Annotated in this window: 6 protein-coding genes and 1 pseudogene; 4 read left to right on the forward strand and 3 right to left on the reverse strand. The window is 61.5% G+C overall.

What is annotated here, in order from left to right; translation table 11 throughout:
• The first annotated feature begins 96 nt into the window (after positions 1-96).
• The 4 genes and pseudogenes from TU73_RS13495 (at position 97) to TU73_RS13510 (ending at position 8,160) form a co-directional block, all read left to right on the forward strand.
• Positions 97-2,661, forward strand: coding sequence for an autotransporter family protein (locus TU73_RS13495; RefSeq protein ID WP_057012641.1), 2,565 nt, complete (start codon positions 97-99; stop codon positions 2,659-2,661).
• A gap of 289 nt (positions 2,662-2,950) precedes the next feature.
• On the forward strand, positions 2,951-5,104 hold the full coding sequence (locus TU73_RS13500) for a TonB-dependent siderophore receptor (protein WP_057012642.1): 2,154 nt from the start codon (positions 2,951-2,953) through the stop codon (positions 5,102-5,104).
• A 1,161-nt stretch (positions 5,105-6,265) separates the two neighbouring features.
• Positions 6,266-6,781: pseudogene (locus TU73_RS29630) on the forward strand (methyl-accepting chemotaxis protein); the annotation flags it as partial.
• A gap of 251 nt (positions 6,782-7,032) precedes the next feature.
• Positions 7,033-8,160, forward strand: coding sequence for a sensor histidine kinase (locus TU73_RS13510; RefSeq protein ID WP_057012644.1), 1,128 nt, complete (start codon positions 7,033-7,035; stop codon positions 8,158-8,160).
• 46 nt (positions 8,161-8,206) lie between these two features.
• Here TU73_RS13510 and TU73_RS13515 read toward each other — a convergent pair whose 3' ends face one another.
• From TU73_RS13515 to TU73_RS13525, 3 genes are all read right to left on the reverse strand, one after another.
• Positions 8,207-10,636, reverse strand: coding sequence for a TonB-dependent siderophore receptor (locus TU73_RS13515; RefSeq protein ID WP_082642611.1), 2,430 nt, complete (start codon positions 10,634-10,636; stop codon positions 8,207-8,209).
• Between the two features lie 75 nt (positions 10,637-10,711).
• Entirely contained in the window at positions 10,712-11,680 is a 969-nt protein-coding gene (locus tag TU73_RS13520; RefSeq protein ID WP_057012645.1) for a FecR family protein, read from the reverse strand.
• On the reverse strand, positions 11,677-12,210 hold the full coding sequence (locus TU73_RS13525; protein ID WP_057012646.1) for a sigma-70 family RNA polymerase sigma factor: 534 nt from the start codon (positions 12,208-12,210) through the stop codon (positions 11,677-11,679). The genes TU73_RS13520 and TU73_RS13525 overlap by 4 nt, the downstream gene beginning before the upstream one ends.
• Positions 12,211-12,309: the final 99 nt, after the last annotated feature.

The raw sequence follows: 12,309 nt of genomic DNA on the forward strand, positions 1-12,309 counted from the left end.
TCCCTGATCCGTACCGCGTTCGTCGTTGCCATGGTTTTGAACCGCGCCTGGTGTGCCAGGTGCCGGGACATCATTGTGCTCAAGCGAGGGCCGACCATGCGCACACGGATCACTTCTCTGTTGTACTCAGGCATTGCCTCAGCGATCGTACTGGCGGCCTGGCCGCTGGCCTCGTATGGGGCGTGTACCATCAACAATACGGCGGGCAACGACGCCTCCAAATGCGACAGCGCCACCGCGCCGGGCTTTAGCGATTACGGCGGCGATAACACGCTTGAAATCACCGCAACCGGCAGAGTGAGCGCAAATGTGGTGTACGGGGGCGGCAATGATCTGGTCGATGTGAACGGCCCGAGTGCCGGGATCGATGGCAGCCTCGACCAAGGCGACGGCAACAATATTTTCCGGCTTAACCTGGGCAGTATCACCGGGTCGGTCAGCCAGGGCTCGGGCGCCGATGTCGCACAGATTTCCGGAGGCCAGGCCGGTGCTGTCACCCAGGGGTCAGGCATCGACCGTTTTGCCATGAGCGGCGGCACCATCGCCTCGCTGGAACAGGGCGACGGGCTGGACGTGTTCTCGATGAGCGGCGGTAGGATCATCGACGCGTTCGACGACGGTGACAGAGCGGTGATGACCGGGGGCAGGATTGGCCGCGTCAACATGAAACTTGACGACAACTTCTTTGATATGTCTGGCGGCACGATCGACCGCAACCTGGTGACCGGCTTCGGCAGGGACACTATCCTGATCTCGGGACTCGCGATCATCGGCGGCAATATCAGCGTAAGCGGCGGCAACGATCAGGTGGTCATCTCCGGTGGCACCGTCCACGGGCAGCTGCTGCTCAGCTTCGGCAATGATGACTTGGTCTGGTCCGGCGGCAACCTGCATTCTTCCGTGCTGATGGGGGAAGGCGACGATACCGCATTGCTTCAGGGGCTGGTGGCAGCGCAGGTGGCTGCGGCGCAATTGCTGGATGGGGGCCTGGGCATCGATACCCTGACCCTGGACAACACCAAGGTCGGTGACCCCGCCCTCTTCACCCAATGGGAAAACATCCGCCTGGGCAACGGCTCGCAAATGATCCTGGGCGGCACGTTGAAGCTGGGAGACAGCGCGACCGGCAGCGGTGCCCTGTCCATCGATGGCAGCAGTGCGCTGCTGGTCGGCACCGGCAGCATCGACCCATTCACCGCCGGCCAGCTGGTCAATGTGACCAACAGCGGCACCCTCGACATGACCACCGGCAGCTCCACCGCCAGCGACACCTTGACCATCAACGGCAATTACACCGGCGACGGCGGGCGTCTGGCATTGCAAACCGTGTTGGGGGCAGACGACTCGGCCAGCGACAAACTGGTGGTCAGCAGCGGCACGCTGCAAGGCAGCACACGCCTGCTGGTCACCAACCTTGGGGGTGCTGGCGCCGCGACGTTGCAGGACGGCATCCAAGTGGTGCAAGCGATCAATGGCGCGAGCGGGACTGGTACGGCCTTTACCCTGGGCAACACGGTCACCGCCGGGGCGTTTGACTACTACCTGTACAAAGGGGGGGCCACGGTCGGAACCCGGGAAAACTACTACCTGCGCTCCACGATTCCAGCCACGCCGCAGCCCGAACCTGAAGGGCCGGTCACGCCGTTGCCGGAACCGGTAGCTCAAACCCCACCACTGCCACCTAACCCCACCGACAGGGAGATCCCGCTCTACCGTCCCGAAGTGCCGCTGTACGCTGCGCTGTTTCCCGCCGCCCAGCAAATCGTGCAAGGCATGCTCGGTACCTACCACGAGCGCATGGGCGACCAGAGCCGGCAACAACAAACCGGTGCCTTGCCGGCAGGTTGGGGCCGGATCTACGGCAACAGCAGCCGCCAGAGTTTCACTGGTGCGGTCAGCCCTACCCTGGATGGTTCGCTGACAGGCTTCCAAGTGGGCACCGATGTGTTCGCCAGCAGCCTGGACAACGGCCTGCTACAACGCCTCGGCTTCTTCGTCGGTCATAGCCGCCTCAAGGGCAATGTGAAAGGCTTCAACGGCGGCTGGGAGGACAAGGACGCCGGCAAGACCACATTGCGCGGCGACAGCCTGGGGGCCTACTGGACGCTGATCGGCGCCAACCAGGCTTATCTCGACCTGGTGCTGATGGGTACTCGCTTTGATGGCAACACCGAGTCCGACCGTGGCGTGAAGATGAAAACCCGCGGGCATAACGTCACCGCCTCCGCCGAAGTCGGCTGGCCGCTGGCGCTCAGCGCCGACTGGGTCGTGGAGCCCCAGGCGCAGTTGATTGTCGGCAAAACCAAGCTGGACAGCCAGAACGATGGAATTTCAGACATTTCCTATGACGCCGACACCAATGTCACTACGCGCCTGGGCGTGCGCCTGCGCGGCGACTACAGGGTCAATGGCATGCCGCTGCAGCCCTATGTAAGGGCCAATGTCTGGCACGCCAGCGCCGGGGACAACAGCGTGCTTTTCAACCATGAGACCCGTATCGACACCGAGCAGAAATCCACCACGGTGGATGTCAGCCTTGGCGCTACCCTGGAAGTTGCACAGGATGTGAGCCTGTACGGTGAGATCGGTACCGAAAAGAATCTGGACAGCAATATGCTGCGCGGACGCCAAGGCACATTCGGCGTGAGAATGGAGTTCTAAAACGGCCTTTGTATCGCAGTGTATGCGGGGGCCACTGCGGTACATAGTCTTTAACTCGGCGGGTTTTCTGACACCGACCAAATACATTGCCGCGTTCAACTGAGTGCAAGGTATCCATCCAGCTCCGGGAGGCTCGCCATGCAACGCCTGGCCCGCAACTCCTGGAAAACTCCGTTAACTAATTCTTCCCCAAGGCTTTTTCCTGTGGATTCAATCTGCCACACTGATGCGAATAATTATCAACAGATTTATTATTCGCCACGGATGGCCTCTGGGGAGCCCTATAACAATGTTTGTGCAACAACGCGGCGGCAACGTTTTTTCACCCAGCCTGATGGCGATTGCCATTTGCCTGACAACCTCTCACGCGGCCCTGGCCGCCGATGCCGAAGCACCGGCCACCATTGAACTGGGCGCCACCGAGGTCTCCGGCCAGCAGCTTGGCCAAACCACCGAGGGCACCGAGTCGTACACCACTGGCTCGATGAGCACCGCGACCAAGCTCCCCCTGACCCTGCGTGAAACCCCGCAGGCCGTGACCGTGATCACCCGCCAGCGCATGGACGACCAGGCGATGACCAGCATCAACGATGTGGTCAACGCCACGCCCGGGCTGTTCCTGAACTACTCCAACGGCCCTGGCCGCCAGGCCTTTACCGCCCGCGGTTTCGACATCGACAACCTCATGTATGACGGTATCCCCAGCGGCTATAACGGCGCGTCAGTGGGCGCGCAGCCGAACCTGGCGATGTTCGACCGCGTCGAGGTGGTGCGCGGCGCTACCGGTCTGGTCACCGGCGCGGGCAACCCATCGGCCGCCATCAACCTGATCCGCAAGCGGCCTTTATATGAGCAGAAAGTCACCCTGACCGGCGCCGCCGGCAGCTGGGACGACTACCGCGGCGAGCTCGATGCATCCAGCCCACTCAACGACAGTGGTACCTGGCGCGGCCGGGTCGTGACCTCCTACCGCGATGCCAACAGTTTCATCGATAAAGCCGAGCAGGATCACGGCCTGTTCTATGCGGTGACCGAAGCCGACCTGAGCGAAGACACCAGCCTTACCCTCGGTTTCTCGAACCAGAAGGACAAGACCAACTACTTCTGGGGCTCATCGATGATCGGCCAGGATGGTCACCACCTGAACCTGTCGCGCTCCTACAACCCGGGCACCGACTGGGAGAACAAGGACCAGGAAATCAACACGGTATTCGCCGAGCTGCGCCAGCGCCTGGCCAATGACTGGAACCTTCAGGTCAACGCCAATTATTCCGAACAGGATGCGTTGTTTTCCGGCTCCTACCAGTCGCGCTGGGCCGACAACACTCTGGCCCGCACGGTGTACCAGGCCACTTATGATGAAAACCAGGCGGGTCTCGACGCCTTTGCCAGCGGCCCGTTCCAGGCATTCGGGCGCACCCACGAACTGGTGGTCGGCGCCAGCAAGCGTATCTACGACATGACCACCCACAACTACAGCCCGTACGACATGAACTGGCCGCTCAATGCCGGCAAGCCGAATTTCGTCCACACCAACAACGCGCGCGACGTCACCACCCAGGATGGTTTCTACCTGACCACGCGCCTGAGCCTGGCCGACCCGCTCAAGCTGATCCTCGGCGGGCGCCTGGACTGGTACGACTACGATAACCGCGATGGCGACGGCGACTACAAGGTCACCCGCAACCTCACCCGCTACGCCGGCCTGATCTACGAGCTGGACGACCAGCACTCGGTGTATGTCAGCTACAGCGATATCTTCACGCCACAGAAGGAAAAGAACACCAGCGCGACCCCGCTCAAGCCGATCGTCGGCAAGAACTATGAAGTGGGTATCAAGGGCGAATACCTGGGCGGTGCGCTGAATGCGAGCCTGGCGGTGTTCCGCGTCGACCAGGAAAACCGCGGCGTACAGATCGTCGTGCCGGATTGCCCGCAGGCCTCCTGCTACCAAGCTTCGGGCGAAATCCGCAGCCAGGGCATCGACTTCGAACTGCAAGGCGCCTTGACTGAGAACTGGCAGGTCGGCGGTGGTTATACCTACGCGCGCACCCACACCATCAAGGACGCCGCCAACCCGCAGAAGGTCAACAAGCAGTTCGACACCGACACCCCGGAGCACCTGTTCAAGCTGACCACCCGCTATAACTTTCAGGGCCCGCTGGAAAAACTTCGCGTGGGCGGCAACATTTCCTGGCAGAGCCGCATGTACAACGACATCGCACTGGCAGATGGCAGCCAATACCGGCTCAAGCAAGGCGGCTATGCCGTCACCGACCTGATGGCCGGTTACCGGGTCAACCAGCACCTGGACCTGCAGCTCAACGCCAACAACATCTTCGACCGCAAGTACTACCAGGCCATCGCTGACTCCGCCAGCTATGGCGGTGATTCCTATGGCGCTCCGCGCAACATGATGCTGACCGCCAAGTACAGCTTCTAAGCGCCCATGCTGCTGCGGCTGCCTGTTCGGGCAGCCGTTCTAAAGTCCGCAAAAGGTCCGCCGATAAAGCGTTGGCAACCGCAAAAATCCCGAACATCTGCTTCACTCCACAGCGGCAGGCCTTCGTGGCACGCCGCGTGCTTGCTCGACCTCGGCCACCCCACCCTCATGGAGTAAGAGTGAATGCCCGTCCGCCCACGTTTTCTTGAGCACTACCGCAAGGCCGACCGCATCATGCTGGCATTGATCTGGCTGATGTCGCTATTCTCCCTGGGGTTGGCGTTCTGGCATGACACCTGGCTACAGGCGCTGATCGTCGGTGGCGGCACCGGCGTGGTGCTGACCGCGCTCTACCGCCTCATCGGCGGCACCCGTGTGATGCGCTGTGCACTGGGCGCCGGCCTGATGGTGATGGCGGCGCTGCACATCAACCAGGCCCATGGGGTGATCGAAGCCCACTTCGGCATCTTCGCATTACTGGCGGTGTTGACCTTCTACCGTGACTGGCTGCCGATCCTGGTGGCGGCGCTGACCATCGCCGCGCATCACCTGGTGTTCCACGCGTTGCAGCATCAGGGTTTTCCGGTGTTTGTGATGGAGCATCACGGCGGCTGGACGATGATCTTCGTTCATGCGTTCTACGTGGTGATGGAAACCGTCGCCCTGCTCTACCTGGCGGTGCACAGCCAGGCCGAAGCGGTCGAGAGCCAGGAAATGCTCGAGAAGATGCTCGCCGTCACCTCGCAGCTCACCGTGGAATCGGCCAAAGGCGAAGGCAAGTCGCGAGTCTCCCTGGCCACGCGTTTCGACCACTTCCTGCAACAGCTCACCCACCTCATCGATGGCGTTGCCCGCGATTCCCACGGCCTGGGGCAACTCGGCCAGGAACTGGCCACCGCCAGCGGCACCCTGGAAAAAGGCGCGCACCATCAACTGGCGCAGATCGGCGAGATGACCGGTTCGATGCAGCGCCTGGAAGCCGCCACCGGTCACATCACGGTGCAGGTCGAACAAGCGGTGGAACACGCAAGCCAGGCCAGCCAGCAGATTGTCCGCGGTCAGGAAAGCGTCGGTCGCGCCCAGTATGAAATCAGCCAATTGGCGTCACGCATCAACGACACCGAATCCACCGTGCAATCCCTGGCCGTGCAGGCCGAGCAAATCGGCTCGGTGCTGGAAGTGATCAGCAGCATCGCCAACCAGACCAACCTGTTGGCCCTCAACGCCGCCATCGAAGCCGCCCGCGCCGGCGAGCAGGGCCGGGGCTTTGCCGTGGTGGCCGATGAAGTGCGCAGCCTGGCCCAGCGCACTGCCCTGTCCACCCAGGAAATCAAGACCATCATCGAGGGCCTGCAACAGGGCAGCCGCCAGGCCGTCGAAGCCATGCACGCCAGCCGCGAAGGCGTTGAGCGCTGTGTGGAAGATAGCCAGTTGGCGGTGGACATGCTTCACGCCGTGGGCCAGGACATTGCCCACATCGATCAACTCAACGGCCATATCGTCACCACCACCCGCGAGCAGAGCTCGGCGAACCTGGAAATTGTCGAGCGCTTGCAGTCTGTGCAAACCATCGCCCGGAACACCGCCGACGACGTCGAGACCCTCGCCCGCAGCAGCGAACGCCTGCCGCCGATTGCGGTGCGGCTGGATGCGCTGGGGCGCAGGTTTCATTCTTAAGTAGAGCTCCAGACACACGAGGGTCAAAATCTGGGAGGGGGCTTGCCCCCGATGGCCATAGGTATCTACACAAGGTCGGCTGTCAGGCCGCCATCGGAGGCAAGCCTCCTCCCACAGTTGGACCGCGGCTAGAGTGCACGCCACCGGTCGAGCTATTAAAGCAACCGACAACCTCCTACACTGCCGACATTCATGCTTACCTGCGCAGCCTCGCTTTTCTGCCCGCCTCGCCTCCTACCAGGACTCCAGACATGCGCCTGCCCGACTTCATCCTTGAGCACCTCGAACCGATCCTGCAAGCCTGGGAAGATTTCGCCAGAACCATCAAGACGCCGGGCGGGGACCTCGATAGCGTGGCGCTGCGCGATCATGCCGAGCAGATGTTGCGGGCAATCGTGAGCGACTTGCGCACCACGCAGACCAAGCGAGAGCAAACCGCCAAGGCCCAAGGGCTGATTCCGGCCGATGACCAGGAAACCGCCGCTGAAACCCACGCAATCACGCGCCTGATGGCCGGTTTCACGATTGATCAAATGGTCTCGGAATACCGTGCACTCAGAACCAGTGTCGTCAGCCAATGGATGAGGCAGGTCAGCGAGGGCACGCCAATCAATGTCGACGACATGACCCGGTTCCACGAGGCCATCGATCAGGCGCTCGCCGAGTCCATCGCCAGCTATTCACGTGCGGTCGAAGCGTCACGCAATGTGTTCCTGGGCATACTCGGCCATGACCTGCGCACGCCGTTGGGCGCGATCCTGCTGGGAGCCGACGTGCTCAGGCGTTCAAAGGGCATCGGCGCCCGGGACAACAAAATCGCCAACCAGATGTACACCAGCGTGCGCCGAGCGAGCCAGATTGTGGGCGACCTGCTTGACCTGACACGCTGCCAGATGGGCCCGGGCATCCCGGTAAAAACCGCGGATATTGATCTCGCCCCGCTGTGCCAGCGGGTGGTGGAAGAAATCCAGGCGTTTCATCCTGAGGCCAATGTCATGTTCGACGTGAAGGCTGCGGTTTCAGGCAAATTTGATGGCGCCAGAATGGAACAAGTCTTCTCCAACATTATCAGCAACGCGGTACAGCATGGGGATACCACACGCCCTATCAAGGTCGAGCTGGGAACCTTGGAGGATTGCGCGGTATTCACCGTACACAACAATGGCGAGGCGATCCCCGAGGACGTGCTGCCCTTCATATTCAACCCCATGGGCCGTTTCTCACAGCGCTCGGCAATCGATCTCGGCTCCGCAGAAGGATTGGGCTTGGGCCTCTTCATTGCTTCGGAAATCGTCGCATCCCATGCCGGCTCCATCGAAGTCAGCTCGGATGCAGAACAGGGCACAGTCTTTAGCGTGAGGCTTCCCCTCGACCGGTAAGCCCCCCACGGGGTTAAGGGCTTGATCGGGCGATAAGAGCGCTTCACTAGAAACTGTAGCGCGCTGTCAATTTCAAATTACGTGGGTCGCCATAAATGTCGTACGGGTTATAGGCGCCATCGGCCACGCTGCTGTAGTACACACGGTCGAACAGGTTGTTGACGTTCAGCTGCAGGTCCAATTGATCGCTGGCCTTGTAGCCTGCTACCAGACCGACCACGGTGTACGAGCCCTGTTCGTTTTTCCAGGCTGTGGCACCGGCGCCTCCCGAGGTGCGGATGCGGCTTTGCTGGTAGACATCGCCCCCAACGCGCCAACGCTGCAGCTCACCGGGCAAGGTGTAGATGGTCGAGAGTTTGAACAGTTGGCGCGGCTTCTTGCGATCGAAATCTTCGCCCTCGCGCGCCGCGTTGGCATCGCTGACGTATTGGGTCTGGGTGTAGGTGTAGCCACCCGCCAATTGCCAGTTATCGGTGAGGGCGCCCTGGATTTCCATATCAATACCGCGACTGCGTACCAGGCCGGCAGCTTCATAACAGGCGCTGGCCGGGCCCGAGCCACAGCCTTTGATGTCAGGCAGTTCTTGGGCGCGATTCTTCTGGTCAATCTGGAAAACCGCCATGCTGGCATTCAATGCGCCGTCAAAATATTCGCCTTTAATACCCACTTCATAGTTCTCACCCACGACAGGAACGAGCGCTTTTGCATCGACGCCTTTTTCGCTCTGCGGCTTGAAAATATCGGTGTAGCTGACATACACCGAGTGATGGGTATCCAGGTCGTAGACCAGGCCGGCGTAGCGCGTCAAATTGCGCGTGACCTTGTAGTTGCTTTCACTGTTTGCGCTGTCGTCAAACTCATACCAGTCGACACGACCACCAAGGATCAGCGAGAGCGGCTCAGTCAAGCGCAGACGGGTACTGGCATACACGCTGTCCTGGGTGGTGGTTTCGGGAAGGCCATTACTGCCTCTGACGTAATCCGGCTTGGCATGCCCACGTGGGTCCCATGTGAAAGGGTTGATACCAGCATCGGTGTAGGCGCTCCAGGCTTTGCCGGAGCGATAATCCAGCTTGCGCTTGCTGACGCCCAGGGTCAGGTCATGCTGTTGACCGAGCAATTGGAAGGGGCCGCTGAGCGCCAGGTCGTAGCCGGTTTCCTTCTGTTCCATGGCCTCCGTCCAAAGATACCGACGGTTGTATTCCCAGATCGAAGAGGCCAGCACGTCGGTGTCGGTCTTGGACTGCATGGCGGCCGCACGCAGCGTCCAGTCGTTGGGTAAACCTTGCTCCAGGGTAGCGAAATAGCCGGTGGTGCGATTGTCCGAGTATTCCCAGTCCTGTCCCAGGAAAGTGTCGCGGGGCAGTCCAAGATGACCGCCACCACGGACCATGGGCAATCCGCCCCAGATATAGTTGGTGTGGCTCTTTTGCCGGTAACCGCCCAGAGTCAGGGTAGTCGTTTCACTCAGGTCGGCGTCGACCACGCCGTAGAACAGATCATTATCACTCTCTACCGAGTCGCGGAAACTCTTGGCGTCCTGCCGTGAAACCACGGTACGCGCACGCAGGGTGCCGCTGTTATTGAGCGGCCCACCAACATCCAGCGTACCGGAGTAATCATCCCAACTGCCGGCACTGGCGGTGAACGTGCCCTGAAATTGAGGGGTCGGACGCTTGCGCACCAGATTGATGGCGCCCGCAGGGCTGCCGGCGCCCTGGGCCAGTCCGTTGGGGCCGCGCACGATCTCCACTCGGTCATACATCGCCAGGTTGGCCTCGCCGCTGGGCAGATAGGTGAGGAAGCTGGTGGGAAAACCGTCGTACATGACGTTATCGACGTCAAAACCCCGTGAGCTGAACGTCGGCCGTCCAGCACCGCCGGAGTTATTCAGGAAAAGCCCCGGAGCACTTTTGACCACGTCGCTGATGCTGGTCATGGCTTTGTCATCCATGCGCTTGCGCGTCACCACGCTGACCGATTGCGGCGTTTCGCGCAGGCTCAAGGGCAGTTTGGTGGCAGTCTGCATAGTTCCGGTGGTGTAGGAGCCGCTGTTTTCGGTCGTGGCTGTCAGACCTTGGCCGGTGATGCTGGTCGCGCCCAGCTCGAGGGCTGAATCCGCCACCTGCGGTGTCAACACGTAGAGACCATTACCCTGCGCCGAGGCTTGCAGGCCGGTGCCCTGGAGCAGTTGCTGCAGGCCACCGTCCACGCTGGTGGCGGCATGCAGGCCAGGGCTGCGCAGACCTTCTACCATCCCAGGCTCGATCGGCAGCGTAATACCCGCCTGGCTGGCAAAGGTAGAGAGTGCACTGCTCAGGTTGCCGGCCGGCACCTGGTAGGCCCGGCTCTGCTGCGCGCCCTGCTCGGCGGCCAGCAGCGTAGCGCAAGTCAGGCCGCCGCCAGCAATGATCAGGCCCAGCGCGGCCGCGTGTACCGCCCGCGCCAATGGTTGCATGCCCAGCGTCGTCGCCATGTGTTCATCCCCGCCCATGAAAGTGATGTTGTTATGAGAGGGACACGTAGCTCGACAAAAACACGACACGCTTATTTATGCGTTTCTACGCGTGGTGACAGTCACCCAATAGGGCGTGCGGTAAAGGACGCTTACCGGCAGTGTCTGGCTGAGAGCCAGGAGAATCTGGTCGGTGTCGCGCAACTGGAAGGTGCCGGAAATCAGCAACCCGGCGACGGCTGGATCGCAACGCAGCAGGCCGGGACGATAGCGATCCAACTCAGTGATGAAATCATCCAGGCGCATCTTTTCTGCGCGCAGCACACCGGCAAGCCAGTCCAGACGGTTATGCGCCAGTGCCATCGGAGGCTCCACGGCCTGGTTGTTGACGTAGGTCTGCCGATCGGCCGCCAGGCGCATCATGCCCTCCTCCCTGGGTAACATCCGCGGGCGCACTACGGCCGTGCCGTCCAGCGCGGCGAGGTAAGTGCGCTGCGGGTATTGGCGCACCATAAGGCGGTTGCCGAAAAGGACGATGTGGGCTTCGGCGGTGTCGACGATGAACGGCCGCCCCGCAGTCATATGGGGCATCTCAAAGAGCATCTCGCCGGCGATAAGACGTATGCGACGAACACTGTCGTCGTAGGCAATGTCGACCGCGCTGCCAGTGTTCAGGCGAATCTGCGCGCCATCCGGCAGGTTCAGGGTGCGCTGCTCGCCTGCGGCGGTGCGCTCGTCCGCCTGCCACTCGCGCCATGGCAGCCCACGATGGGCGGCAAGGCCCAGCGGAGCGGCAGCGATCAGCATCGCCAGAGTCTTTAGCACCTGCCGCCGCTCCAGGCCGCGTGGGCGCTCAAGCGCTGCGCGCTCTGCACGTGCGGCAAGCTGCTGGGCTCGACCGCAAAACTGCTCGGCCAGTTGCCAGGCCCGTTCGTGGTCGGCATGCCGCGCCCGCCACTCGGCGCCAGCGGCATGCTCGGCGGCGCACGCGTTGCTGTTCTGCAAGCGCACGTACCAGTTGGCCGCTTCGCGGGCAATACGCCGGTCGATGGGCGTGTTATTCATGCCGCGCTCTGGCTGGCAAGCACAATGCACTCTTCCAGAGCCCGCGCAAGGTAGCGCTGTACCGAACGCACGCTGAGACCGAGCCGGCTGGCGATCTCTTCCTGCGTATACCCCTCCAGTTGTGACATCAGGAACGCTTGCCGGGTTTTGGCCGGCAAGAGCGCAAGTACCTGGTCGATCTCGTCGAGGGCTTCAAGCACCAGCGCCTGATGTTCCAGCGACGGCGCCAGGTCTTCCGGGGTTTGCGCCAGCGCAGCCAGGTAGGCCTGTTCCAGTGAGCGGCGGCGGTAGAGGTTGAGGGTCAGGCGATGGGCAACAGTGGCCAGATACGCACGTGGAGTTGTGAAGTTCAGCGGCTCGCCAGGCCCACTGCTGAGCAAACGCACGAACGTATCCTGGGCCAGGTCTGACGCATCAGCCGCATTGCCCAAACGCCTGCGCAACCAACCCTGCAGCCAACCGTGGTGGTGGCTGTAGAGTTGCCCTATGGATTGAGACACGTGACGATTGGCTGGTGAAGTAGGTTGCACGGTATAAGACAGATGTTAATGAGAATTCATCGCATTCTATCAGTGAAACGTCTTACCCGTACACGTAAAAGGTCCTGCAATGAAGCAGCGGTGATTGTG

This window comes from Pseudomonas libanensis, assembly GCF_001439685.1.
Taxonomy (GTDB): Bacteria; Pseudomonadota; Gammaproteobacteria; order Pseudomonadales; family Pseudomonadaceae; genus Aquipseudomonas; species Aquipseudomonas libanensis.